This window comes from Halopseudomonas yangmingensis, assembly GCF_900114825.1.
Lineage (GTDB): Bacteria > Pseudomonadota > Gammaproteobacteria > Pseudomonadales > Pseudomonadaceae > Halopseudomonas > Halopseudomonas yangmingensis.
This window is the reverse complement of sequence record NZ_FOUI01000012.1, coordinates 1-25,231: the sequence shown is the minus strand read 5'-3', so window position 1 is coordinate 25,231 and position 25,231 is coordinate 1. Positions and strand designations below refer to the sequence as shown.

Below are 25,231 nucleotides of genomic sequence, written 5' to 3'. Positions count from 1 at the left end.
TTACTGCACACCGTTCAGGCCGACACGGGTGATCTGCACCACCATTTCCACAATTTTCTTCGCCTGGTCCATGCCGCCGCCAATGACTTTGCACTCCTGAAACATCCGGGGCAGAAGCTTTTTGCGGATATCAGCTTCGATGTTCTGCGGATTGATCGAGTTCTCGGAAACGGCAATTTCGACTACCTGATCGATTTCAAATGCCAGTTTGACCCACTTGTCCTGAACCTGCTGATCCATCACGGCGAGGGCTTCTGGCAGTACCGTTTTAAAAACACCGAAGTAGGCCTGGGCATGACGGTTGCCGCTGAACGCATCGGGAATCCCGTCCACGCGGCGCTCACGCACCTGTTCTTCGAACTCATGGAACAACAGATACTGCTTGAGCGGATGGTCGAAGAGTTTTTCCGCCTCTTCAATCGCTTGTCGTAGGAGCTTGGAGAAGGATTCCTGCGCAAAGGGATCATCTCGCAATTCCTGCTCGATCATCTTGGTGATGCGGGTCTTGATGATATCCGTTTCGTTCCGCGTCTTGTCCTCGCTCCAGTCCTCAGGTTGCTGTGACTGACCCATCTTGCCGACTTCATAGACACCTTGCGGATCTTTCACGCCAACGCCGACAACGTGCTTGTCGAGGAGCTTTTTCACTTGATCGGCATACTCGTCGTAGTCGATCCTTTCTCCGGCATCCTGTTGCACCAGTTGGCGCAGGCTGGATAGTTGCTTGACCGTCTCCTTGTAGTGGCGACGGTCGGCATCGGTGAAGCTTTTATCGTCAAAGAAAGTAGCAGACTGCAAGGCCACCTTCAGGCAGCTGGCAAAGGCCGTCAGAGCCTCGTAGAAGTCCTCGCGCACCTTCTGGTGCCCATCCACCAGCTCACCATCTTTTTCCTCAATACGGGGCACCAGAACCTGCCGTAGCTGCTCGATGTCACTCTTGTTCCTGACGCCATCGAAAATGGCCCATAGCTGCTTGTACAGCTGCGGCAGCCGTTTGTACTCAGTGCTCATCTCGTTATAGAGACCGGCAATGTCATTGATGTCATATCCGCCCTGAGTCCGTGAGGCCAAGTCCTGGTACTTCTGGATGGTGGTATCCAGCTCGGCCAGAATGCCCCGGTAGTCGATCAGCAGACCAAACTTCTTCTGCGGGTGCAGGCGATTGACCCGGGCAATGGCCTGAATCAGGTTGTGTTCCTTGAGGGGTTTATCGATGTACAGCACCGCGTTTTTCGGCTCATCAAAACCAGTCAGCAGCTTGTCCACCACGATCAGCACTTTAAGCGGGTCCTTGGCATCGGCAAAGCGTTCAATCAGATGCTTGGTGTAGCTCTGCTCATCCTGACTCCCCACCGTTGCCTTCCACCACTGTGTGACTTCTGGGCTAGCGCTCTCATCCACAGCGGTATTGCCCTCTCGCGTATCGGGGGAGCTCATTACTACAGCCGCCTCAAATAGCCCTGCCTCGTCCAGGTACTTCTTGTACTTGATGGCAGAGGCTTTGCTGTCGCATGCCAGTTGCCCCTTAAGACCATCGTCGATGTTCTTCACAAAGTGATTGGCGATATCCAGCGCAATAAGCCGAATGCGATCATCCACGCCGTACAGCTCACCCTTCCTGGCAAACTTGCGCTTCAGGTCGGTCCTCTGCTCGTCCGTCAGACCTTCGGTAATTCGCTCGAACCAGCTGTCGATAGCGCGTTCATTGACTTCCAGATCAGGGATGCGCTCTTCGTAAAGCAGCGGCGTGACCGCTCGGTCTTCCACCGCACGCTGCATGGTGTAGGCGTGCACAATGGGGCCGAATTTGTTTGTGGTTTTATCGTCTTTCAGAAGTGGCGTACCAGTGAAGGCGACGAATGATGCGTTCGGCAGTGCCTGGCGCATGCGGATATGGTTCTCACCGCCCTGACTGCGGTGGCCTTCATCGATCAGTACGATGATGTCGGTACTGCTGTTCTGACATTCCGGCAGCTTGGTAGCCGAGTTGAATTTCTGGATCAGAGAGAAAACGATCCGCTCCGAGCCTTTGCCAATCTGTTCCGCCAGGCGTTTGCCTGAGGTTGCCATAGCGGCTTCGCGGTCTTTCTTGTCTGCTAGCTCACCGCCAGAGGCAAAGGTTTTGCTCAGCTGGTTTTCCAGATCTACCCGATCGGTAACCACAACAATGCGGCACTGCTTGAGACTGTCATGCAGGATCAGCGCCTTGCTGAGAAAGACCATGGTGAAAGACTTGCCGGAGCCTGTGGTGTGCCAGATCACACCGCCCTCACGCCCGCCATCCGGGCGACGGGTATTGATGCGTTCGATCAACCGCTTGATGCCAAACACCTGCTGATAGCGGGCAACAATCTTGCCGGCCTTCTTGTCGTAGAGTGTGAAAAACCGAATCATTTCAAGCAGGCGGGCAGGACTCAGCAGGCTGATCAACAGCCTGTCCTGGCCGGTAACCGCCAGATGCCCGGCCGCGATAAGGCTGTCATACCAGCGCCGATCAGCGGCTGGGCGGTAGTCGAACAGGCCAGCCAGATCGGAATCACTCAGCGAGCGGTTCTTGATCGCATACATATCGGCGTCGGAAATATCCTCCTCACGCCAGGTCGCCCAAAACTTGGCCGGGGTGCCGCAGGTGCCGTAGCGACCGTCCGTTCCGTTCACAGACAGCAGTAGCTGACTGTAAGCGAAGAGTAGAGGGATTTCATCGTGGCGCTGGTTGCGCAGGCTTTGCGAGATGCCTTCGTCGATGGTTGGGCCTTTCTTGGCGTTCCCATCCGGGCGTTTGGCCTCAATGACGACCAGGGGAATACCGTTCACAAAGCACACGATATCCGGGCGGCGATTTTCCTCGCCACCGGAACGGGCCACAGTAAATTCTTCGGTAAACACAAAGCTGTTGTTGGCCGGGTTGTGCCAGTCAATCAGTGCAATGGTCGGGTTGGCTTTTTTACCGTCCACAAACTCGGTAACGGAAATACCGTAAAGCATGTGGTTGTACAGGCGCTCATTGGCAGCCTGTAGCCCTTCGTTAAGCGGTGGGCTGCATACCTCTGCTATCAGGTTGTCGATGGCCTTGTCTGACAGGGAGCAGGTCTTACCCGCCACGCTATAGGTGCGTTTTTGCAGGGCCTGACGCAGCAAGCCGCGTAGCACCACACCGTCGGTTTTACCGTCGCGGGCTGCCAGTGCCTGCTCTGGCGACAGGAATGTCCACCCCAGGTTGGTCAGTAACGTCAGCGCCGGTAGCTTGGCGCTGTATTCTTCCTGAAATTTTGGGGTGTTGTAGTTCACATTAAGTCCCTTTTGTCAGCGAGCTCAACCTAGCCGCGCAGGCCAGATGCGTTCACATATTGCCTGATACAGCGCCTGCCGTGCTTCTATATCCTGCTTTTTGAACTGCGGATGGGCGCTAAAAGGCAGGTTGTGATGGCGGGTGAGTGCCTGGAAATTCGGGTTGTTCTCATAGGCCAGTGGGCTGAGAGACTTCACCAGCAGGTTTTCCTTGATGTAGTGCGGTTGTTTCTCGGCATAGGGCAAATCGCCGTAGGATTGGTTGGTACCACGCGGCAGCAACACCAGGTCACCCAGCCGGTTACGGTAGTTCTGGAACTCGTGCTCCTGCTCAAACTCGTCCTTGTGCCGGGAAAACTTGTCGGCCCAGATGTGTTCTACCTCGAAGGGTTTGCCACTGACAGGCTGGTAGTAGGTTACAAAATTGGTACTCATGCCCGCCTGCTGCTCGCACCAGGCCGTCATGCGGGCCAGCAGAAACTTCACAAAACGCTTGTTCTGGCCATGCATGCGGAACTTGTCCATGCCCTCAAACGACTCTTTCATATCCGCCAGTTTTTGCGTCAGCAAGGCCTGCAATGCTGGTAAATCCAGTCCGCGCAGCTCTTTGACCAAGCTGTACATGGTGTAGCGGATAGAGCTGGCAGAAAAGTTGCGGAAATTGACGGAGCGGCGCACCACAAAGGTTTCGATATAGGAGGCCACTGTGCTGATCTTGGCGGCCACGGTGCTGTCGTCATCATCGGTATTCAGAGCAGCCAGCAACAGCGGATAGCTAAGCGTCGGTGCAATGCCCCAGTGGTTGATGTAATACACCGGCTCCAGCCCAGGGGTTAAGGTGCGCTCGGCATCCAGAATGCGCAGGTAGGCTTTCAGGTAAAAACGTAAATCCTGCTGCACAAAGCGCTCGAAGCTATTGCCATCAGTGGCGTCCAGCCCGACCTTATCCAGGTTGTCGCGTACCCAGCTGTGAAAGCGCGTGCCAATCTTTTCAAAGTCCTCGTTTTTGGAGCCGGCCTTACCGGGGCGGATACTGTCGGCATAACGGGCTCGCAACCAGGACTGGAAGAAACGCTGGTCCTCGTCCTTGTCATAGGCTTTCAGCTGCAACATGCTCTGCTTCCACAGCTCGTTGGCATTGTGCCGCTTGGCAGGCTGATCGAACCGCGACAACACATAGCCCTTCAGCATTTCAGAAGGGGTCAGGTTCAGGCCACGGTCGTTCATGGTTTCAAAGATCGTGTAGGCGTTCTCATCCGAGTAGGCGATGATTTCTACCATGATCACGTTGTACTTCAGCCAGTCGATAAAAAACGGAAAGGCATCGGCTTTCAGTTCTTCCGGGAAGGCGCGCACAATGTCCTGATAGCGCTCAGCCATGTTGCGGGTTGATTCGGTGGAGTTGTCATCAGGCTGGTATTCGCCCTGGGTGAACAGGCTTTCCAGGCAGGGAATACGCTCATCTACAGTGATGTTGAACGACTTGCTGCCGCGCAATTCGGAAAAAATCATCGGCTCGATTTTTTCGTTGTAGCCGAGCTCTTTCTGCAAGTTATGCAGGTAGATCAGAAACAGCGTCAGCGAGGTCAGGCGCTGCTGGCCGTCGATAATGCTGCGCTTGCCGTCCTTGCTGCTGACCACAAAGGGGCCAAGGTAATAGTTGTTGTACTGCTCACCCTGTTCGCGTTTATCGCCGGGGCTGTATTCCGCCAGAAAGGCTGAGGTCAGGTCGGTCACCAGCTCTTCAATGTGCTTTTCGCCCCAGCTGTATTCGCGCTGGAAATAATCGACCGTGTACTTCTGCTGATTCAGCACATCGAACAGATTACGGTGGCGGGCTTCAATTTTGTTCTCCAGTTTGCTCATGGCAACCTCCTTGTTCAGTTCAGGGTCACGCGGCGCTTACCCGTGAGTAGCTGCTGCATCAGGGCTTTTTTCTCTTGTTTCAGGCCCTCGAGCTGGGATTGCAGGCTTCCGATTTCTTGGTCTGCATCGGAAAGAACCGAGGCTATTTTTTTCTGCTCATCAACAGGCGGGAGCGTAAGCTTCAGTTTCATTAATTGCTTTTTCGAGAGGTTGTAGCGGGTAGCGCCCTGACCGAGTACTGCAATTTCACCGCGAACATGTTCACTTCGAAGAAGATAGCTGGCGAATTCTGGGTGCAGTGATTCAAAACCAAATAGGCGATAACCAAAACAAAATGAGTTAAGGTATAACTCATCGACATGATCAAGCAACACTGAAGACATGCCAACTTCATCTGGAGTTTCGGATGATGTAGTGAAGAAAATATCGCCATATTGAGACAGCGACTGGGATTCACCTTCATTGACATCAACAAGCTCTAGCGCTCTCACATCGATTCGGCTGTTTTTAAAGATGTTGATGTATGGAATGTATTTCTTCCCAAAACCAAAATCTTCTTTAGTTTTTCCGGTTAAGCCGTTGAACGTATTCCCCAGCTCACCGAGCGTGTACTTTTTCCAGACCCCCTCAAAACCAGGAAAGCGTTTTTTGCCGGTGAGCAGTTGTTGCATCAGGGCTTTTTTTTGCTGCTGGCTGTTGGCGAGCAGTTGTTCGGTGGTGGTAATGGCCTTATCCCAGGTGGAGAGGATTTGGGCGATTTTTTTTTGTTCGGGGATGCTTGGTAGTAGTACCCGAAATTTCTTCAAGTCCTTCGTGTTAATGTGGAGGATTGTCGAGCCGACCTCAAGACCTCTCATGCGAGCGCGACCTATCTCAGAATTTATGTAATAAGACAAAAATTCTGGATTGGCTTTTTCTTTTTTTAGCCTTGTTACGATGAGAGCATGGCAGTTTGCGCCGTCGAGCTGACTTGTAACTACGGCGGTCTCCCCAATGTGACCAGACTGAACCGTCAATAAATCTCCTGGCTTGAGAGCGGTTTTACTCTGAGCTTCATGGAATTCTTGAGTGATATAACGAACAGTATCTAATTCTAGCTTGTTGGCTCTTACATTGGTTCCGTAGAGGTAAGGGACTCCAGTATTGTCTGTGTAAAAAGGCGTAGCTGTGCCTACAAAGCCATTTGTTATTAAAATGGAAACTTCACTTAATCTGGGTGCACCCCATTCCAATGGAGATGGGCCAACATCGTTTGGCGTGTATCTTTCGCGTTTAGCGCCCATATCCCAGCTCCTCCAGGTACTTCGCCATCTCCGCTTCCAGTTTAGTCAGCTGTGTTTTTAGCTGTTCACGCTCAGCACGCACCGTCATCAGGTCGATTTCTTGCTCTTCTTCAAAGGTATCGACATATCGCGGAATATTCAGGTTGTAGTCGTTTTCCCTGATCTCATCGAGGCTGGCAAGGTAAGCGTATTTATCAGCGCTGGTTCTGGTTTTGTAGGTGTCGAGAATTTTCTGGATACTGGCTTCATCGAGAAGGTTCTGATTTTTTCCGGCCTTGAAGTCGCGGCTGGCATCGATAAACAACACCTTGTCGTCGTTCTTGGCTTTTTTGAACAGCAGAATTGCTGCGGGAATGCCGGTGCCATAGAACAGCTTTTCCGGCAGGCCAATCACAGCATCGAGGAGGTTTTCGTCGATCAATTGCTGGCGAATCCTGCCTTCGCTGGAACCACGGAACAGTACCCCGTGCGGCACCACAACCCCCATGCGGCCTGTCTTGGGCTTAAGGGTTTCGACCATGTGCAGGATAAAAGCGAAGTCGCCTTTGGTTTTCGGCGGCACGCCACGGCGGAAACGGCTGAATTTGTCGTGTTCGGCCTCGTCATGGCCCCACTTGTCCAGACTGAACGGCGGGTTGGCGGTGACGATATCGAACAACATCAGGTCGCCGTTTTTATCCAGCAGCTTGGGGTTGCGGATGGTGTCGCCCCATTCGATCTTGTGGTTGTCTTCGCCATGCAGAAACATGTTCATCTTGGCCAGCGACCAGGTAGAGCCAATGGCTTCTTGACCATAAAGGGCGTAGTTTTTGCTGTTGTGATGGGCGCGTACCTTGCTACCACATTTCATCAGTAGTGAGGCCGACCCACAGGCCGGGTCGCAGATGCTGTCGCCCGGTTGCGGGTCAAGCAGCTCGGCAATCAGTTCGGAAACCTCAGGCGGGGTATAGAACTCACCGGCCTTCTGGCCACCACTGGCAGCGAAGTTCTTGATCATGTATTCGTAGGCGTTGCCAATCACGTCCAATGTGCCGACGCGGCTGGGCTTGAGGTTCAGTTCAGGTTTGGCAAAGTCTTCCAGCAGGTGACGCAGAATGGTGTTCTTCTGCTTTTCCTCGCCCAGCTTGTCGGTGTTAAAGGAGATGTCCTGGAACACGCTTTTGCCAGCGTCCTTGAGTTTGGTGCCGTTGGCTTCTTCGATAGCGTGCAGGGCCTGGTCGATACGCTCACCGTTACCAGGCTCGTGGCGGTGCTGGAACAGGGTGTAGAAGGACGCGCCCTTTGGCAGCACAAACCGCTCGGTCTTCATCATTTCATCAAGCAGCTCCGGCTCGTCCCCGTACTGGGCTTTGTAGCCGTCGTAGTGGTCCTGCCATACATCCGAGATGTATTTGAGGAACAGCATGGTCAGGATGAAATCCTTGTAGGTGTCTGCGCTGATGGTGCCGCGAAATGTGTCGCAGGCGGCCCATAGGGCTTTGTTGATGCTGTCCTGATTGATCTTGTCGTTCATCCTGGTACTTCCTCTGGTTGGGCTGTGTATCCGGCCCGGTTAAATTCATTCTGCCCGCCACACTGCGGGCTTTCTACTGGCTATGACCTTTGTGCAGATCGATGGCTATTGCATTCATCATGCGTTCACCGCTGTCTATCAGTTGCTGTGCCAGTCGCTGCTCTTGCCGCAGGGTATGTGCCATGGCAACGACTGCCCGCTGTTTTGCCAGGGGAGGAATCACGATAGGGGCTTCCTCCAGCACACTGCGACGGATGCTTTTGCTCAGGCTTCCTTCGGCGTTTTGTTCAAAGTAACGCTGGCTTGGCGTCTGGTTCAGTAGCCAGGTTAAAAAGTCGGCGCGTAATTCCTTTCCCTTCAGACGCACCACGAAAAAGTGAGGAGCGGCCACCACCTGTTTGCCAGCAGCAGCCAGACGGCTGTCAACCTGAACGGCATAGTTATGGTTGCCACGGGCGGCTATGAGAATGTCGCCCTCGCCAAGGAAGTCGGGCGCTCGCTTGCCTGTCAGCTCAGTTTCAAGGCAGCCAGCCCAGCGAATGCCCTCAGACGGAGAAACATCCTTCATCTGGACAACAAGCACGGGCGAGCCAGGGACGCGGGGTATCTTGCCCCGAAATGGATAGCCTGCACTGATGTTGGCGACTTGACTTAATTGCATTTGAAAATTTGCATCAAAGGGGATGATGCAAAATTAACTGTGGTGGCAGCCCTGGTCAATCAGAAAAGGGCACTACCGGGATAGATGCGATTGGCTGCTTGGTCTGCCATGCCTTCAACCCCAGCGTTTGGGGCGGCCCAATAGTTTTTGTAGGCGTTCGTCTACGTCGCTCGATCTTGGTTGGTACAAGGCCTGATCGAAGGCATCGAAATCTGTAGCGGATAGCACGAACAAACGCCGGTTGAGGATTACGTCCTCTGCATGAGCCGTTGCGGCATCAAGGACAAACTGCGTTCGTTGATGACCTAGCAGCTGCGCCGCATAGTCAATCAGGCGGAGTGTCTCCTCGTCGACCTTCATTTTCAAAGGAACGATTTTTTTGTGGGTTTGCACACGGGAGGTCATAGGCACTCCTTTACGGTGAAAAATTTGCTCGGATCTTCATCTGGCATTTCTAAGGAAACGCTGCACAAATCAGCCATCAGCCTGAATGCGTAGCCCTGAGTATACTCACCTGCCGCTGGATGAGACCAACAGCCGGTGGGGCAGAGGTACGCTGCGCTGGGTTCGGATGCCGTTGGAACTAGGCTGGGAGATGCGTCTAGAGTGTTTGAGTCCGCTGTGCACGACATACTGGCAGGGGACATAGAAGGTGCCTTTGCGGAAACTGGCTGCGGGCGTCAGCTATCGGCCAAAAGCGGCCGCTTATGAGTGTAAATAGAATCAGCGGCAGCTAGAATGTCGCTTCGCTGTGCTCTCAGCGGCAATTAGCGGTAAGCGAGAACAAGGAGGTTATGTGCATCATGAAGAAATAACTCAGCCCTGCTTCTGCGGCAAACGTTGGAGTGGAACTGAAGCGCTTCGGTCGGACAGTGTCTCGGAGATCGTTCTCGATAAAGGCGAGCTTCACATTCATCTGAACGGGGCAGTACCAGCAAAAACAGTTCTAGAGATTTTGGGAGATGAAGGAACCGAAATTATCACGGACTTTAATCCCGAACGAGATCTTGTGCGCAGGTCACCATGTTCTTCACTGGCAGAGTATTTGGTACCGTGGCAGTTGTTACGGAGGCTACCAAAGCGGGAAGAAAACCTCCGACGCCTTGTAGTTGCTGTAGTCAGCAACCTTCATACCAACGGCGTCCGCTTCGTTGAGCTTAGAAGTAGTGTACTTTACCTTGCCGCTATTCAAGAGTGCTCGGTACCCGAAGCACTTAACCGGCTAATAACCTGCATAAATCAGGCGACCGAACTTTATGCAATGCAGTGGGGGCTAATCTTGACGGTCACCCGCGGTGACTATAGCTCAGTTCATCTTGCAGCCCTACTTTCGGCCTACGATGCACTTGGTAGGTCAAAACATGTCGTTGGTATTGATCTCGCCGGAGATGAGGAGGTCTCTTATCCCACTGAGCTGCCTAGTTTGTTCAGAAAAGCAAAAGATGACTTTGGTCTCGGCATAACTATTCATGCTGGCGAAACGGGCCGTTCAGAAAATGTACGGACGGCTATTGAACTATTTGGAGCCGATCGCATTGGGCATGGTACTGCGGCCGGGAGTGATCCTGCGCTAATGGAGCTTCTAGCAAAGCGAGATGTTTGCGTAGAGGTATGCCCAATCAGCAATCGGTTGACCGGTGCGATACCACCGGAGAAGGCTCATCCCCTACGTGATTTTTATGAGCATGGCGTACCGTTTGTAATATGCTCAGATAACCCCGCGATACATGAACAGGGGCTGAATGAGGATTATGCAGCTGCATTGGCCGAAGGACTCCCGGCTCAGGTTCTTCGCGAACAATACACACAAGCTAAGCGATACTCCTTCATCAGGGGCATTTCATGAAGATCAGATTCCTGTCAGGAAATCAGCACAAGCTCAATGAGGTGCGCAAGATTCTTGAGCCAGCAGGCGTGGAAGTAATTGCTGTCAGAGAGAAGATTGAAGAGCTGCAAACTGAGGATGTAGAACGTCTTGTCCGTGACAAGCTTTCAAAGGCATTCGCACTGATTGGCAGACCCTTATTTGTGGAGCACACAGGGCTCTATTTGGCAGGAATGAACGGACTACCTGCGGGCCTCACACAGATATTCTGGGACAAGCTTGAAGCCGACAAATTCACGACTTTAGTACAAGGCCTCGGTGATGCTTCTGTAACCGCGAAAACGGTTCTTGGGTATTGTGATGGCCGACAGATTCATATTTTTTCAGGTGAAGTACACGGAATAGTCCCTGCGATCCCTGCAGGGCTCCGAGATTTCCAGTGGGACTGCGTGTTCGTACCAGACGGGTACACGGAGACGTTTGCAGAAATGGGGGATCGTAAGAATGATGTCTCGATGAGGCGCAAAGCTTTAGACGCCTTTGCCGTATTCTTGAAAGCAGCAAAGGGGGCGGCATGAAGACAGAACTGTTGCATGCATATCAGACAGGCAAGCTCGTTCTCTTCGCCGGCGCAGGTGTGTCCGCAAACCTTGGCCTCCCATCTTGGGGGGAGCTCATTTCCAAGCTTGCCACTGAGCTAGGCTACGATCCACAGATTTTCTCCTCATACGGCAGTCACCTTGCATTGGCTGAGTTCTACCGCAGGAAGAAAGGCACATTGGGACCGCTTCGGAGCTGGATGGACCGGGAGTGGCACAAACCAGGCATTGATGTCGGTGGTTCAGAGATTCATAGACTCATCGCCCAAGGTAACTTCTCGAAGATATATACGACGAATTACGACCGATGGCTCGAGCTGGCGCACGATTATTACGGGACCGCCTACACCAAGGTTGCAAGCGTATCGGATCTCGTAACGGTGCATGATAGCCATCGTCAGATCATAAAGTTCCACGGGGACTTTGACGACGATACTTCTATTGTCCTTGATGAGACTAGCTACTACGAACGCCTCAACTTTGAGTCACCACTGGACATCAAGCTTCGGCACGACGTTCTGGGTAACTCAGTGCTGTTCATCGGTTATAGCATTACCGATCTCAATATTCGGTTGCTCTTCTATCGCTTGACGAAGATGTGGGGCAGCCATGCCCTCGCAGCAGCGCGCCCTAAATCGTATCTCTTCACCAATCGCCCCAATCCGGTGGCTGAAGAGTTGCTTGGGCACTGGGGTATAGAAATGTTGGTGTCAGAAGAAGATGACAGAGAGACTGCGCTGGCGGAGTTTCTTGCTGAGCTAGTTCAGCAGTAGTAGCCCTACATCAGGAGCGACTTTATGAGCTGCCTTTACCATTACACCAGTCAGATTGGATTGCTTGGCATTCTGAGCACCAAATCGATTTGGTGCACAAATGCTTTATTCTTAAACGATCCCACTGAATTTAAGCATGCCATCCAGCATGGCAAGCAGATGGCAAATCGGCTTTTTGAAGACGACTATGACGAGCGTTTCGGTTGGCTACTTCGGCATGAGCTGGAATTGACAACCGCTGACGATCTTTACGTTTCCTCGTTCAGCGAGCGACCAGACTTGCTAAGTCAGTGGCGAGGCTACTGCGCCGGAGGCAACGGTTATTGTTTAGGCTTCGATCGTCAAGCACTTGAAGACTATTGTGCTGCAAATGGGATGCGTTTAGAAAAGTGCTTGTATAACCATGATGACCAGCTGGGTGCAGTGGCTGAAATCATTGCCGCAGCCCTGCGTGAGTTTCCTGCGATGCCTATGTCCCGCGCGGAATTTGAGGGTTTTGAATCCAAAGAGAAAGTTGATGTTATGGTGAAATATTGGGCCCACCTCGAAGAGGCTGGGGCCCATCAAGCCAAAAGCATCATTTCTACCGCTTGCGAAATGTTAATCGAGTTGGCGCCTAGATTTAAACATGAAGGATTTCATGAGGAGGCGGAATGGAGAATAATTACCAATGAGCCCACCCGCCAGATCCTATACAGACCTGGACCTTCATACGTCGTGCCATACATCTCACTGGACATACTGGAGCATAACAAGCACGCGCTCTGCGAGGTAATCGTAGGTCCGAACCCAAATCAAGACCGGGCCCAGAAGGCCGCAGAGATTGTATTGCGCGCTGCGGGTTACGATGCGAGCATCGTCAGATCCTCTTGCGTACCATTCAACTACTGGTGATCTAGCCGCATGTTGAATCGCCCCAGTTCAGAGCACAGTTCTGAGCGTCAATTTTTGGCCGGGTTCTGCTTGTCGCGACTGTCCGCTTCTGGCCGAAAGCAGTTATCCATGACAGATGCAATAGGGATTCATCGGAGCAAGATTCAGTAGCGGTACGAGACTAATCGATTCGAAGTCCGCTCATGGATGGAAGCAGTGCGGAGGGGGCGCAATCAAGGGCCTTGGCGATCTGGTAAAGCTTCTCCACCGTAATATTCACCTCGCCGCGCTCGATACGGCCCATGTAGCTGCGATCAATGTTGCAAGCAAGCGCAAGGGCATCCTGGGAAAGTCCGCTGGCCTTTCTCTGCGTCCGGACAAGTGTTCCCAGCGCTTTTGCCAGCTGCTCCATAATCGCCTCAATGCCATTTGAGGCAGTACTATCAAGCGTTTGCGGACCCATCGGCCACGGACTATAATCCGCAATCCGTCGCCACTCTTGGTTGTTCGCATGAAGTCCTCTCCATTTATCCTCGATAGACGGCTGTACGAGCTGCTTCAGGATGGAGGGTATGCGCAATTCACCACTTGTGATCTTCGGGATGCCTATGCCGCGCAACTGCAAGGAACCCGTTTCAAGCTCGCAGATGTACGGCGGTACGTGTATGACCAGATCCGCCGTATGTTGCGTGTCGGCTGGGTTGTCCCGGACAAAGATCTTCGCAAGAGGGATCAGGTCTATCATCTTCAGACATGCCCAAAGCATTTGAGGCTGAAACTGGTTGATGGCATCTTTGAGAGCAGCATCAAAGTGGATGCCGAACCTCAGGTGACAGCTCCGGTTGGGGATGTTGGTGTGTCATCACCCATGCAGCCCGACATGAAGAAGCACTTGCAGGCTCTGCTGAATGAAACTCGTCTCGATTTTCTGGCTGCGATGGGTGAGGCAGAGCGGTACAAGCTGCTGCTTGCTGAAATGCCGCAGTTACGCGAAAAGGTTGAGCCTGACTACTTGGAGGCGCGGGATCGGAGCTCCAGGCTGCTCGGGCATCTCCGAGCAGTAGAAAATACGCTCAATGCGCTTGATGCTTCTCGGTGACATCTTCATTGCGCAAATGGCAGCGCTGTTGCATTGATAAAGCGCTGCTTCGATTCGACACTTCACCGCACTTTTTTTGCCAAGCCACGCCTGGCGCTGGAAAGACGCGAATGGCGGCCGAGTTGGCGCGTGTGCTGTTTGAGCAAGGCAAGATTGATCTGGTGTTTTGCTTTGCACCTTCCTGTCAGGTCGTTGAAGGTTTTCGTACAACCTTTTCACAAGTGCTTGGTAAGCGTCTGGATGGTCAAATCGGTGCTGTGGGCACTGCTCTCACATACCAGGCGATGGACTATCAGGATGATGAGTTTTGGCGTTTGCTGGATGAATACCGTGTCTTCACTGTATTCGATGAAATTCATCACTGCGCCGGCCATGACCCGCTTCTGAGCAATTCCTGGGGCCAGCAGATTATTCAGCATGTTCAGGACAGGGCTGCCTATACGCTCGCGCTGTCTGGCACCCCATGGCGATCCGATGAGCGTGCTATTGCCTTGGCCCGTTACTCATCCCCGGAGGAGCAACTGATCTGTGATTATCGCTATGGCTTGCGCGAAGCTATCGCCGACGGTGTGTGCCGCACGCCACGTATTACCCTAATCGACAACCAGAAAGTGATGCTCACTGAAGACGCGGAATCAGGCAGTTCTGTAAAGAGCTTCCCCAGCATTGCCAAGCTGCTGGATGAGTCACCGGTCACTTACCAAGAGCTGCTGCGACATGATGAAGTGGTAGATAAATTGCTCGACTTGGGGTGCGCAAAGCTTGATGAACTTCGCCAGACAGAGCCAAATGCTGGTGGGTTGGTCGTTTGCACGGATATCGAGCATGCGCATCAGGTGGCAGGTGCCCTGGAAGCCAGAGGTGAGACTTGCTGTGTCGTTACCAATAAAACGCCAGATGCCCAGCAGCGAATCAATCAGTTCAGACGAAGTGACCAACGATGGATTGTTGCTGTAAGCATGATCAGCGAAGGCACTGACATTCCCCGCCTGCAAGTGTGCTGCTATCTCAGTCGTATCCGAACCGAACTGCATTACCGGCAAGTGCTGGGGCGAGTGCTGCGGCGTTCAGGTGAGTCCGACGACCAGGCATGGCTATTCATGTTGGCGGAACCAACCCTTCAGGTTTATGCAGAACGAATCGCAGAGGATTTGCCTGAAGATCTGGCAGTTTTAAGCCGCGCTCATCTCTCAGAGGGGGTTGCTGTGCAGATGGGTGCTGCAAGTGATCCTGGAAGCTCTTCTGGCAGCTATGACCAGCATGACTCGGAGTTTACAGGGCTCAATACTGGGAGCGCGTTGGCGGCTGAGGTCAAGAGGCAGGCTTATCAGCTAAGTTTTTCACGGAATTACCGCGAAATGCTTTTGGCGTGTTTCTGAAGATTAGGTGAGCTCTGCAAAATCAGGGCCAAGGCCTGCGCGCCTAGTTTGTACTTAGCCAAGCATGACATCCTCCACGCCAAAGCGGCCCGACCAGGTGCCGTTCAGGAACGGAAAGCAGGCGCGAGGTAGTATCTGCTTCTCCGTGCCATCTTCCATTTTCCTGATGGTACTGCGCCGTGCAGCAATTCGCAGCGGAAGGATCGTGATGCCATCCCCACCAAGACGCTTTCCTAGCCCTGAGGTGTTTTGATCAGGCATGCCCGCTTCGGCATCACACAGGAAGCGAATGATTAGCTCATCTGTGAGTCGCTGCTTCATGTCAAATCCCCTTAGTGATGGAATTTGGCTCTAAAAGCGGATGTTGCAGAAACAGTAAGTACGCCTACTGAGCAGAGGTATGCAGGCTCTTCAAGTGCATGATCAGATTTTATTGCCACTTGGTTATGCCGTATTTGCGCAAATTTTTTAGTGAGTTTAAAGTTAAATTCATTATGGTGCAGCCTGGTGTTGTGAGCTTAAAGTTTCATTTTTGAGAGATAGTTCACAAATTTTACATTTGTAGCTTTATGTGGGGTTTTCATGATTTGCTATCCGGTAGATGTAAAAGAGATAGAGGTCTCAGCGATAAATGATTACTGGGAAATGGCACCTGAAAAGAAGACAGGATACTTTTATACTGTCGAGGAAGTTAATAAGAAGTATCAGCCAATGGGTGCTAGGTCGATTAGTTTTTTGATAAAAAATACTTTTCTGTTTGTGCATAACCGATTTTTCTTTTGTGAGGTATGTGGTTGTAAATCACCCGTCAACAACCGTATGCAGCTGAAAGGTAGGATATTAAGTGTTGAGGGTGTTATTTGTGATGACTGTCGTAATAGAAGGCTTATAGAGGAGTTTGAGGCTTCAAAAAAAATATTGGCAGATTATAAGTCAAGTGTTTTTGAGGCGCGCCATTATCTGGATGATCTGGGTTTTATTGAAACTCTAGCTTTTTTAACAATTTCTTATGGAAAAAAGGAATGTGAGATTGTCGCCAACTCTGTTGATGATTTAGAAATTACGGGTTTAGCTGGAGTAGATCAGGATATTTTGATGTCTCTTATAAAAAAGAAGGCGCTTGTGAATATTTCTGAGGTTTCCGAGGATGTGAGGAAGGCGGATCATATTCTGCATAACCAAGATTTTTTTCCAAAAAGTCTGAATAGTAGATCTGGTGTTATGCCTAGATATAATACTCTCCGTCCAGGCGTCTATTTGCGTCCGATGAATTTAGGTGGCGGGCAGGTGGAGAGCATTGGCTCAGTAGTCGAGAGAAAACTTAAAAGTATAGAGGTTTCATCGAAAGAAGTTATGGTGGTGCATGATGTTATCAAGGGTATTCAAGTTGATAAGCTTTATAGGTTGATAGCATATCTCGCTAAGGATTTAAGGTTGCCTGTTCGGCAATCAAAAGTTTTAGCTACAATTGTGGAGCATGTGGCGACAAAATATCCACCAGTAAATCTATTTTATACTTTCAGGTATATAGCTAATGGCGCGATTGTTGAGATCCATAAAGGAAATTACGTTCCATATATTGCTGATAAAATCTTTGCAAAGAAATTGTCTAGCTATATCGCGTTCGTTGAGGAGAAAAATTTGATTTTGGATAAAGCTCTTTCCATTCCGATTCAGTTTCACATATCTCCATTCGAGAATGTATTTTCAGGCTTCTACTTAATGCATCACTTAAACTGGAACAAGTTGTCGGTTAGTGACGTTCTTGCTCAGTGGCTTGATGTGGTGCCTTTGTCGGAGGATGCCCAGAGGGAACTGTTCCATGACGAATGACGGATACGCCGTTGCGCAGCTGAAAAAGTTTGATTGCAGCTGGTTGCGGAGTAGTAGATGGATCGTCTTTGTTTGGGTGCGGAAAAATAGTAGCTTAAGAATATTATTGTACTAAAATAAAATCATTTTAAATCATGGGGTTGTAGATTATAGTATTGCAGATGAGGTTCTTTGACGGCCTCTGCATTCTCGGAGCGATCGCCGAGGGCGGCGGCCTCGCTGACTGCCTGAGTCACCTGCGGGCGGCGCACCTGCCAGAGTTCATGCAGCTCCTCGCGCAGCCGCCGGGCGCCCTGCGGGGTGATCAGCGGGGTGCCGGCTTCGCGCGGCGGGCGGTAGCGGCTCATTGGTTGTCTCCCTGGCGCAGGATATGCAGCGGGCTGCGTTGCACCACCGCCCGGGTGCCCAGACTGCCGGCCAGGGCGATCAGCAGGGCCCCGGCCAGCGGCAGCAACAGCCACAGCAGCCAGTGTGGTTGCCAAGGCATATCCAGCACCTGGCGGTAGAGAATCCAGCTGGCCAGTTCCGCACCGGCTATCGCCAGCAACCCGGCGAGGGCGCCGAGCAGGCCGAATTCACGCCGGTGGCTGCGCCGCAGCAGCTGCCGCCCGGCGCCCAGGGTGCGCAGCAGCGCACCCTCGTGCAGGCGCTGGTCGAGACTGCTCTGCAGGGCAGCAAACAGCACACTGAAACCGGCCAGCAGCACGAACAGCAGAACGAGCTCCACTGCGATGGTGACCTGCGCCAGTATGTCGCGAACCTGCTGCAGTATGGCTTCCACCTCCAGCAGGGTCACCGCCGGAAAGGCCCGGCGCAGCTCAAGAAGGGCCTGTTGATCCTGCGGATCGAGGCGGAAGCTGGTGAGCATGCTCTGCGGGTAGTTATCCAGACTGCCCGGCGAGAAGATCATGAAAAAATTCGGGGTGAAGTTGTCCCAGTTCACTTCGCGCAGACTGCTGACTTCGGCATCCAGACGTTGACCGGCAATCTGGAAGCTCAGGCGGTCACCCAGGGCAATACCCAGATTCTCCGCCAGTCGGGCCTCGACCGAGACCTTGGGCCGGGTTTCGGCCGCACTCCACCAGTTGCCTGCCAGCAGGCGATTATCGGCCGGCAGCTCGGCGCTCCAGGTGACGCTGAGGTCGCGGTTGATTGCCCGTTCCGGCTGGCTGCCGGGTTCGGCGCGCTGCAGGGCCGGCTCGTCGTTGATCAGTTCCAGACGGGCCGGGGTAATCGGGTACAGCGGCGCCAGGCTGGCGCCCAGCTCGCCCAGACGCTGGCTGAAGGACTCGGCCTCGGCCGGCTGGATATTCAGGGCGAAGTGATTGGGGGTGTCCTCCGGCAGTTGTGCCTGCCAGTTGTCGAGCAGCTCGGTGCGCAGCATCAGGATCAGCGTCATGGCCATCAGGATCAGCCCGAAGGCCAGAATCTGTCCGGCGGCGCCTGCGGGGTCGCGCAACAGCTGTCCGGCACCCAGACGCCAGGCCAGACTGGCATGCCGCAGGCGCTGGCCGATGCTGCGCAGCAGCAACCAGGCCAGCAGGCCCAGCAGCAGGCTGCTGCTGACGCCGCCCAGCAAGACGGCCAGGGTAATGCCGGCATCCCCGGTGAACTGCCACAACAGTAGCGCCAGACTGCCGAGCGCCAGGCCATGGATCAGCCAGCCACTGGCCGGCAATGGCAGCATGTCGCGGCGCAGCACCCGCAGCGGGGCTACCCGGCCCAGTTGCAGCAGTGGCGGCAGGGCAAAGCCGAACAGGGTGATCAGGCCGGTGGCGGCGCCCATGCCCAGTGCCGAGAAGGCTGGTGCCGGCAGTTGGCGTGGTAGCAGGTCGGCCAGCAAGGCAACCAGTACAGTCTGGGTGAGCAGCCCGAGCAGCAATCCGAGCAGGGTGGCGATCAGTCCGACGGCCAGCAGTTGCAGCAGGAACAGCCAGAGTACCTGATGGCGTTGCAGGCCGAAGCAGCGCAGCAGCGCGCTGCTGTCGAAGTGGCGGCTGGCAAAGCGCTGCGCCGACAGGGCTACGGCAACACCGGCCAGCACCACGGCGGCAATGCTCGCCAGCCCGAGAAAGCGCGTGGCGCGTTCCAGTGCGCCGCCGATCTGACGGTTGTCGTCCTGTACTGCGGTAATCCGCTGGCCGGCCTGCAGCTGTGGCTCCAGCCATTGCCGGTAGCGCAGCAGGTCAGCCTCGGCCCCGGCCAGCAGCAGGCGGTAGCGCACCCGGCTGCCGGGCTGGATCAGGCCGCTGGCCTCCAGGTCGGCCAGGTTCATCAATACCCGTGGATTGAGGCTGTAGAAGTCGCCGGCGCGGTCCGGTTCATGGGTCAGAACGGCGCTTACCTGCGGCTGCAGCAGACCCAGTTCCAGTCGTTCGCCGGGCAGGCTGTCAAGCCGTTGCAGCAGGCGCGCCTCGGCCCACAGGCTGCCGGGCTCGGGAATGCCCTCGGCAGTTTGCTCATCGCCGAGTAACTGCTGGCTCAGGCGCACTTCGCCGCGCAGCGGATAGCCCTGATCGACCGCCCGTACACTGGCCAGCAGCATGTCAGTGTCACTTGCCAGCATGCTGGCGAATTCCACCACCAGGGTGCTCTCCAGCTGCATCTGCGCGGCCTGGCGGCGCCATTCTTCCGGCAAGGGTGCGCGCCCGGAGATCAGCATGTCGGCACCAACGAACTCGGCGGCCTGCTGCAGCATGCCGCGCTGCAGGCGGTCACTGAACAGGCTGATGCTGCTGCTGACCAGTACCGCGATCAGCAGTGCGGCCAGCAGAATGCGCAGTTCCCCGGCGCGCCATTCGCGCCACAGCAGGCGCAGCGCCAGCAGGCCCAGATTGCGTGCGCCCATCAGCGCTGCTCCTGCAGGCGGCCACCCTCGAGGTGCAGGCTGGCGCTGCAGCGCTCGGCGAGTCGCTGCTCGTGGGTGACCAGTACCAGGGTAGTGCCCTGTTCGCGGTTCAGGCTGAACAGCAGATCACTGATGCGTTGGCCGGTGGCAGCATCCAGGTTGCCGGTGGGTTCGTCGGCAAACAGGATGTCCGGTTCGCTGGCAAAGGCCCGGGCAATTGCCACGCGCTGCTGCTCACCGCCGGAGAGCTGGCGCGGGTAGTGGCTGGCGCGGGCACCAAGACCGACCCGTTCGAGCAGCTCGCGGGCCTGCTGGCGGGCATCGCGGCGGCCGTGCAGCTCCAGTGGCAGCATGACGTTTTCCAGGGCATCCAGGCTGCCGAGCAACTGGAACGACTGAAACACGAAGCCGACATGTTTCGAACGCAGCAGGGCGCGCTGGTCCTCGTCCAGTGTGCCAAGCGGCTGGCCGGCCAGAATCACTTCACCGCTGCTCGGTTGATCCAGTCCGGCCAGCAGGCCGAGCAGGGTCGATTTGCCTGAGCCGGAACTGCCGATGATCGCCAGGCTGGCGCCGCGCTCGACCTGCAGGCTGACGTCGTCCAGGATGCGCAGCTCGGCTTCCGGGCTGCGGACGACTTTGCTAAGGTGGCGGGCGATGATGACCGGCTCGGACATGGTGACTTCCCGTGAGGTGTGACTGGATGAAAGTGCGAATTGCACACCCTTTGGGTGCGGCCTTGCTGCTCTGCCTGCTGGCTCTGTCGAGCCTGTCGGCTTCGGCACGGACTCTGCTGATAGTTGGCGATAGTATCAGCGCCGGATGGGGCGTGGAACTCGAGCAGGGCTGGGTCAGCCTGCTGCAACAGCGCCTTGCCGAGCGTGAAATGGCCGCGGCGGTGGTCAATGCGTCGGTCAGTGGCGAGACCTCAAGTGGCGGTCTGGCACGGCTTCCGGCGCTGCTCGAGGCACATCAGCCGGACCTCCTTATGATCGAATTGGGTGGCAATGACGGACTGCGCGGCACCCCGCTGGCGACTATGCAACAGAATCTTTCGCAGATGATCGAGCTGGGGCAGGCGGCGGGCGCCGATGTGCTGCTGCTGGGCATGCGTATCCCGCCCAACTATGGTCCGCGTTACACCCAGGGGTTCGAGCAGGTGTTCGTTGATCTGGCCGCGCAGTACCGGGTGCCGCTGATGCCGTTCTTCCTTGAAGGGGTGGCCGGTGACCCGGCATTGATGCAGGATGATGGCATACACCCGCGTGCCGAGGCCCAGTCGCAGTTGCTGGAAAATGCCTGGCCGTTGCTGGCCGACTGGCTTGGCTCCGCTGGAGACTGATGATGCCAATGGTTCGATCTATCTTGCGCAACAGCTTGATCTTGCTGGCTTTTTCTGTCGTCAGTACACAGGCAGCCGAATACCCGCTGGCGAGTGCAGGGCAGCATCTGGTCGGTGCGCTGCGCACGGTCGAGGCGCGTTTTGAGGATACCCTGGATGATCTGGGTGAGCGCCACGGTTTTGGTTACCTGGAAATGCTTGCGGCCAATCCCGGGGTCGATCCCTGGCTGCCCGGTGAGGGGGTCGAGGTGCTGTTGCCGGGGCGGCATGTACTGCCGGATGCGCCACGCAGTGGCATTGTCATCAACCTGCCGGAGTATCGCCTGTATTTCTTTCCGGCAGACGGGCAGCGGGTGATTACCTATCCGGTGGGGATTGGCCGCGAGGGCTGGTCATCACCGATAGGTCAGACCCGGGTAGCGCGCAAGGAGGCTAATCCGTCCTGGTATCCGCCGCAGTCGATCCGTCAGGAGCATGCCGCGCAGGGCAATTTTCTGCCCACGGTGGTGCCGCCGGGGCCGGACAATCCGATGGGGCCTTACAAGATGAATCTGGCACTGGGTGCCTATGTAATCCATGGCACCAACAAGAAGTTCGGCATCGGCATGCGCGTCAGTCACGGCTGCTTTCGGATGCGTAACCCGGATATTGGCGAGCTGTTTCCGCAGATTCCGCTGGGCACCACGGTAACTATCGTCAATCAGCCGTTCAAGCTGGGCGTTGAGGGAGATGTGCTGTATCTGGAAGCCCATGCGCCGCTGGATGAGCATGGTCTGCCGTCCACCATTGACCGTCAGGCGGCGATCCAGCAGTTGCTTCAGGAGCAGTCGGCGAAGGTGACAGGTTTCAGGCTGGACTGGACGCGCATTCGTGATGTGGTGCACGCCGAGGATGGCGTACCGCGCCAGATAGGTGTGCGGCTGCCGGAGTGACAGCCGCACCAGGGACCACTTACTTGCGGCTGGCCTTTTCGAGCATGCGCAGGGCGCGCTCGTTGGCTTCGTCAGCGGTCTGTTGGGCACGCTGGGCAGCAGCCAGCGCTTCGTTGGCCTTGTTCCAGGCCTCGTCAGCACGGGCTTGAGCAGCGGCGGTGGCGCGCTCGTTGGCAGTCAGTCGGGTGTTGGTTTCCTGCAGTTGGGTGTTGCTGCAACCTACAGCCAGCAGAGATGCCAGTGCAACGGCGGAGAGCTTGAGTGCAGTTTTCATATAAATCCCCTTGGTTGAAAGTCCTTGCCAGAGGTCTGGCGAACCTATATTAGCAGTTGCTTCAGGAATGAAAACTGACAGGCGTCATAAATTGCCGGGTGTTGCAACCATTCAGCTGAGTGAATTTACCTGTTCTGTCTTGAAATGATGCGAATCTTGCGTAAGGTGTAGTTCCAGATAATCACAATCACAACTAGGGATGCACTCCATGCTGGGAAATCTTGGCCTGCTGGCCGGTCTGGCGCTGTTGATCTTTATGGCGCTACGCGGCGTCAATATTTTAATCGCCTCATTGCTGTGTGCGCTGGTAGTAGCCTTGACCAACGGTTTGCTGCTGCCGAAGACGCTACTGGAGTTCTATCCCTTCGGGCCGCTGGGTGCCTTTACCTTTGCCGGCAAGTTCTTCCTGTTGTTTCTCTGCGGGGCGATTTTCGGTAAGGCGATGGCTACCAGTCAGGCGGCCAAGAGTATTGCCCTGGCGATTACCCGCAGTCTTGGCGTCAAACGCACCTTGCTGGTCGGCATGATTGTCTGTGCGCTGCTGACCTACGGCGGCGTGGTGGTGTTTGTGGTGGTGTTCACCATGTATCCGCTGGGTATCACGCTGATGCGCGAGGCCAATCTGCCCAAGCGCCTGTGGGCGGCGGCCACTTCGGTAGGGGCTGGTACCTTTACCATGACGGCGTTGCCGGGCACCCCTTCAATCCATAACGTGATTTCCGCCAGCTCCCTGGGCACTGACCTGTTTGCCGGTGGCTGGATCGGTATCTTTGCCGCACTGATCATGGCCGGTCTGGGCATGTGGTATGTGGAGCATGGCTGGAGAAAGGCCCGTGTGACCGGCGAGGGTTTTGTCGAGAATGCCCAGGACCGCCGCATGGAGCAGTTGATTGGCGACCAGGCGGATGCGCCGCCGTGGCAGATGGCGATCATCCCGATGGCCGTGGTGCTGGGTACCATCATGCTGCCGCGCCTGTTGGTGGCTATCTTCGATGTCTCCACCAGTGAAAACCTGTTTGCCGAGTTGTTGCGATTCAGCCAGACCCAGCCGATTGTCTGGCCGAGCATTGCATTGGTGCTGGGTGCGCTGACCTGTGCGGTGATCTTTCCGTCGATGCGCCGCAAGCTCGGGCAGGTGTTTGGTCAGGGTGCTGAAGACTCGATCATGCCGCTGATCAACACCGCTGCGGTGATCGGTTTTGGTGGTGTGGTAACCCAGACCGCCGGTTTCGGCCATTTCGCTACCTGGGTGCTGGGGCTGGATCTGCCGCCGCTGCTATCGGTGTTCACCTCCGCCAGTGTGGTGTCGGCGATTGTCGGTTCTTCCTCGGGTGGTCTGCAGATATTCATGCAGACGCTGGCGCCGCATTACCTGGAAATGGGCGTATCGCCGGAAATACTGCACCGTATTGCGGCTATCGCTTCCGGTGGCCTGGATTCGCTGCCGCACTGCGGCGCGGTGATCGCTACCTTTATGATCATGGGTATTACCCACAAGGAAGCTTACAAGGACATGTTTGCGGTGACGGTGGCCATTCCGGTAATTGCCTGTCTCGCCGCGATTGCTTTGCTGATGGTTCTGGGAATCAGCTGAGGCTGCTCTGATGTCATGCAGACAGGTTTTTGCTTGTCTGTCTGCATGATTTGAAGCCATTTGATTTATCTGAAGGTTTTTCCCTGCCGGATTTTTCCTGATGATTGCAATGCAACTTTGGTCTTGGGTTGCTGTCGGAAATAGTCCCTTGGACCAGAATCGGTAATCTGCAGGAGGCTTGCTGGTGAGCACGGAACCACAGGTAAGTCACGATCCGAACAACAGGAACTTCTATGTTGAGCTTGAGGGCAGTCGTGCCACTCTTGATTACATGGATCTTGGCAGTCGGACGCTGGACTTTTATCGGACCTTTGTGCCGGTTGCCTTGCGTGGCAAGGGGATCGCGGCGCTGCTGGCCGATCAGGCTTTGGCCTGGGCCCATGGACAGGGTTACAAGGTGATTCCTTCCTGCTCTTACATCGAGCGCTTTATGCAGCGCCGCGCTGGTCGCAGCAGATCATCCGCACAGACTTCAAACAACCTCCAGACAATCCGCTGATGCTGTGATTGCCGACGTCAGTCGGCAACGCAGCCCAAAGGGCTGCCGGTTTGGATCTTTGGGACCGCCGACTTCAGTCGGCAATGCAGTCCGAAGGGCTGCTGGGTTGGGTCTTTGGGACCGCCGACTTCAGTCGGCAACGCAGCCCAAAGGGCTGCCGGGTTTCAGGCGACCATCCCGGTATTGCTTCCCGGCACCACACCCCAGCGCACTGCGTTGCAGTGCTGGCCGACTAAAGTCGGCGGTCCCAGTGGTCCGTACAATCTGCCCGCCCAACGCTCGGTCAAGGGTGTGCTTTTCTGGGATCGCCGACTTCAGTCGGCAACGCAGCCCAAAGGGCTGCCGGGTTGGGTCTTTGGGACCGCCGACTTCAGTCGGCAATGCAGCCCAAAGGGCTGCTGGTTTTCAGGCGACCATTCCGGTATTGCTTTCCGGCACCATACCCCAGCGCACGGCTACGCCGTGCTGGCCGACTAAAGTCGGCGGTCCCAGTGGCCGTACAATCTGCCCGCCCAACGCTCGGTCAAGGGTGTGCTTTTCTGGGACCGCCGACTTCAGTCGGCAATGCAGCCCAAAGGGCTGCCGGTTTGGATCTTTGGGACCGCCGACTTCAGTCGGCAATGCAGTCCGAAGGGCTGCTGGTTTTCAGACGACCATCCCGGTATTGCTTCCCGGCACCACACCCCAGCGCACTGCGTTGCAGTGCTGGCCGACTAAAGTCGGCGGTCCCAGTGGCCGCACAATCTCCCC

The 25,231-nt window shown here is 55.1% G+C and carries 23 protein-coding genes and 1 pseudogene; 12 read left to right on the top strand and 12 right to left on the bottom strand.

Annotated elements, in window-relative coordinates; translation table 11 throughout:
- The 6 genes from BMZ23_RS10975 to BMZ23_RS10950 all read right to left on the bottom strand — a co-directional run bounded on the left by BMZ23_RS10975 (nt 1) and on the right by BMZ23_RS10950 (nt 9,016).
- Nucleotides 1-3,288, bottom strand: a complete 3,288-nt coding sequence (locus tag BMZ23_RS10975; protein WP_093476882.1) for a type I restriction endonuclease subunit R — start codon at nt 3,286-3,288, stop codon at nt 1-3.
- Nucleotides 3,289-3,312: 24 nt separating this feature from the next.
- Complete coding sequence (locus BMZ23_RS10970; RefSeq protein ID WP_093476878.1) at nt 3,313-5,154, bottom strand: DUF262 domain-containing protein; 1,842 nt, start codon at nt 5,152-5,154, stop codon at nt 3,313-3,315.
- Nucleotides 5,155-5,168: 14 nt separating this feature from the next.
- Nucleotides 5,169-6,437 carry a restriction endonuclease subunit S gene (locus tag BMZ23_RS10965; protein WP_093476875.1) on the bottom strand — a complete coding sequence of 423 codons (1,269 nt, stop codon included), beginning with the start codon at nt 6,435-6,437 and terminating at the stop codon, nt 5,169-5,171.
- On the bottom strand, nt 6,427-7,950 hold the full coding sequence (locus tag BMZ23_RS10960) for a type I restriction-modification system subunit M (RefSeq protein ID WP_093476871.1): 1,524 nt from the start codon (nt 7,948-7,950) through the stop codon (nt 6,427-6,429). Before BMZ23_RS10960 ends, BMZ23_RS10965 begins: the two co-directional genes overlap by 11 nt.
- Nucleotides 7,951-8,023: 73 nt before the next feature.
- Nucleotides 8,024-8,518 carry a restriction endonuclease subunit S gene (locus tag BMZ23_RS10955; RefSeq protein ID WP_245748191.1) on the bottom strand — a complete coding sequence of 165 codons (495 nt, stop codon included), beginning with the start codon at nt 8,516-8,518 and terminating at the stop codon, nt 8,024-8,026.
- A 207-nt stretch (nt 8,519-8,725) separates the two neighbouring features.
- The gene (locus BMZ23_RS10950) at nt 8,726-9,016 is read right to left on the bottom strand and encodes a type II toxin-antitoxin system TacA family antitoxin (RefSeq protein WP_093476862.1); all 291 of its coding nucleotides are present in this window, start codon (nt 9,014-9,016) and stop codon (nt 8,726-8,728) included.
- Between the two features lie 85 nt (nt 9,017-9,101).
- Here BMZ23_RS10950 and BMZ23_RS15380 point away from each other — a divergent pair, with 85 nt between their 5' ends.
- The 5 genes from BMZ23_RS15380 to BMZ23_RS10925 all read left to right on the top strand — a co-directional run bounded on the left by BMZ23_RS15380 (nt 9,102) and on the right by BMZ23_RS10925 (nt 12,702).
- The gene (locus BMZ23_RS15380) at nt 9,102-9,260 is read left to right on the top strand and encodes a DUF4113 domain-containing protein (protein ID WP_093476857.1); all 159 of its coding nucleotides are present in this window, start codon (nt 9,102-9,104) and stop codon (nt 9,258-9,260) included.
- 147 nt (nt 9,261-9,407) lie between these two features.
- Nucleotides 9,408-10,457 carry an adenosine deaminase family protein gene (locus BMZ23_RS10940; protein ID WP_245748190.1) on the top strand — a complete coding sequence of 350 codons (1,050 nt, stop codon included), beginning with the start codon at nt 9,408-9,410 and terminating at the stop codon, nt 10,455-10,457.
- The gene (locus tag BMZ23_RS10935) at nt 10,454-11,014 is read left to right on the top strand and encodes a non-canonical purine NTP pyrophosphatase (RefSeq protein ID WP_093476851.1); all 561 of its coding nucleotides are present in this window, start codon (nt 10,454-10,456) and stop codon (nt 11,012-11,014) included. The genes BMZ23_RS10940 and BMZ23_RS10935 overlap by 4 nt, the downstream gene beginning before the upstream one ends.
- Nucleotides 11,011-11,808: an SIR2 family protein gene (locus BMZ23_RS10930; protein WP_093476846.1), complete on the top strand. Its 798-nt coding sequence runs from the start codon at nt 11,011-11,013 to the stop codon at nt 11,806-11,808. The genes BMZ23_RS10935 and BMZ23_RS10930 overlap by 4 nt, the downstream gene beginning before the upstream one ends.
- A 24-nt stretch (nt 11,809-11,832) precedes the next feature.
- Complete coding sequence (locus tag BMZ23_RS10925) at nt 11,833-12,702, top strand: DUF2971 domain-containing protein (RefSeq protein ID WP_093476842.1); 870 nt, start codon at nt 11,833-11,835, stop codon at nt 12,700-12,702.
- A 160-nt stretch (nt 12,703-12,862) separates the two neighbouring features.
- On the opposite strand, the gene BMZ23_RS10920 is transcribed toward BMZ23_RS10925, so the two are convergent.
- On the bottom strand, nt 12,863-13,093 hold the full coding sequence (locus BMZ23_RS10920; RefSeq protein WP_093477125.1) for a helix-turn-helix domain-containing protein: 231 nt from the start codon (nt 13,091-13,093) through the stop codon (nt 12,863-12,865).
- A gap of 99 nt (nt 13,094-13,192) precedes the next feature.
- Here BMZ23_RS10920 and BMZ23_RS10915 point away from each other — a divergent pair, with 99 nt between their 5' ends.
- Both BMZ23_RS10915 and BMZ23_RS10910 read left to right on the top strand, forming a co-directional pair.
- Nucleotides 13,193-13,780 carry a hypothetical protein gene (locus BMZ23_RS10915; protein ID WP_093476838.1) on the top strand — a complete coding sequence of 196 codons (588 nt, stop codon included), beginning with the start codon at nt 13,193-13,195 and terminating at the stop codon, nt 13,778-13,780.
- Nucleotides 13,777-15,159 carry a DEAD/DEAH box helicase gene (locus BMZ23_RS10910; protein WP_093476834.1) on the top strand — a complete coding sequence of 461 codons (1,383 nt, stop codon included), beginning with the start codon at nt 13,777-13,779 and terminating at the stop codon, nt 15,157-15,159. The genes BMZ23_RS10915 and BMZ23_RS10910 overlap by 4 nt, the downstream gene beginning before the upstream one ends.
- Before the next feature lie 54 nt (nt 15,160-15,213).
- On the opposite strand, the gene BMZ23_RS10905 is transcribed toward BMZ23_RS10910, so the two are convergent.
- Nucleotides 15,214-15,480 (bottom strand): hypothetical protein, encoded by a 267-nt coding sequence (locus BMZ23_RS10905; protein WP_093476829.1) that lies wholly within the window; start codon nt 15,478-15,480, stop codon nt 15,214-15,216.
- A 261-nt stretch (nt 15,481-15,741) separates the two neighbouring features.
- Here BMZ23_RS10905 and BMZ23_RS10900 point away from each other — a divergent pair, with 261 nt between their 5' ends.
- Nucleotides 15,742-16,992 (top strand): hypothetical protein, encoded by a 1,251-nt coding sequence (locus tag BMZ23_RS10900; protein ID WP_093476825.1) that lies wholly within the window; start codon nt 15,742-15,744, stop codon nt 16,990-16,992.
- Nucleotides 16,993-17,165: 173 nt separating this feature from the next.
- Here BMZ23_RS10900 and BMZ23_RS10895 read toward each other — a convergent pair.
- The 3 genes and pseudogenes from BMZ23_RS10895 to BMZ23_RS10885 form a co-directional block, all read right to left on the bottom strand.
- Nucleotides 17,166-17,339 (bottom strand): annotated as a pseudogene (locus BMZ23_RS10895) (transcription elongation factor GreB); the annotation flags it as partial.
- Nucleotides 17,336-19,840: an ABC transporter permease gene (locus BMZ23_RS10890; protein ID WP_093476821.1), complete on the bottom strand. Its 2,505-nt coding sequence runs from the start codon at nt 19,838-19,840 to the stop codon at nt 17,336-17,338. The pseudogene BMZ23_RS10895 and the gene BMZ23_RS10890, both read right to left, overlap by 4 nt.
- On the bottom strand, nt 19,840-20,517 hold the full coding sequence (locus BMZ23_RS10885) for an ABC transporter ATP-binding protein (protein ID WP_093476817.1): 678 nt from the start codon (nt 20,515-20,517) through the stop codon (nt 19,840-19,842). Before BMZ23_RS10885 ends, BMZ23_RS10890 begins: the two co-directional genes overlap by 1 nt.
- Nucleotides 20,518-20,543: 26 nt before the next feature.
- Here BMZ23_RS10885 and BMZ23_RS10880 point away from each other — a divergent pair, with 26 nt between their 5' ends.
- Together BMZ23_RS10880 and BMZ23_RS10875 are read left to right on the top strand one after the other, a co-directional pair.
- Nucleotides 20,544-21,182: an arylesterase gene (locus tag BMZ23_RS10880; RefSeq protein WP_093476814.1), complete on the top strand. Its 639-nt coding sequence runs from the start codon at nt 20,544-20,546 to the stop codon at nt 21,180-21,182.
- The gene (locus BMZ23_RS10875; protein ID WP_093476810.1) at nt 21,182-22,114 is read left to right on the top strand and encodes a L,D-transpeptidase family protein; all 933 of its coding nucleotides are present in this window, start codon (nt 21,182-21,184) and stop codon (nt 22,112-22,114) included. The genes BMZ23_RS10880 and BMZ23_RS10875 overlap by 1 nt, the downstream gene beginning before the upstream one ends.
- A 19-nt stretch (nt 22,115-22,133) precedes the next feature.
- On the opposite strand, the gene BMZ23_RS10870 is transcribed toward BMZ23_RS10875, so the two are convergent.
- Complete coding sequence (locus tag BMZ23_RS10870; protein ID WP_093476806.1) at nt 22,134-22,388, bottom strand: Lpp/OprI family alanine-zipper lipoprotein; 255 nt, start codon at nt 22,386-22,388, stop codon at nt 22,134-22,136.
- A gap of 208 nt (nt 22,389-22,596) precedes the next feature.
- Here BMZ23_RS10870 and BMZ23_RS10865 point away from each other — a divergent pair, with 208 nt between their 5' ends.
- Together BMZ23_RS10865 and BMZ23_RS10860 are read left to right on the top strand one after the other, a co-directional pair.
- Nucleotides 22,597-23,982, top strand: a complete 1,386-nt coding sequence (locus BMZ23_RS10865) for a GntP family permease (RefSeq protein ID WP_093476803.1) — start codon at nt 22,597-22,599, stop codon at nt 23,980-23,982.
- A gap of 184 nt (nt 23,983-24,166) precedes the next feature.
- Entirely contained in the window at nt 24,167-24,481 is a 315-nt protein-coding gene (locus BMZ23_RS10860; RefSeq protein ID WP_245748188.1) for a GNAT family N-acetyltransferase, read from the top strand.
- The last annotated feature ends 750 nt before the right edge of the window (nt 24,482-25,231 follow it).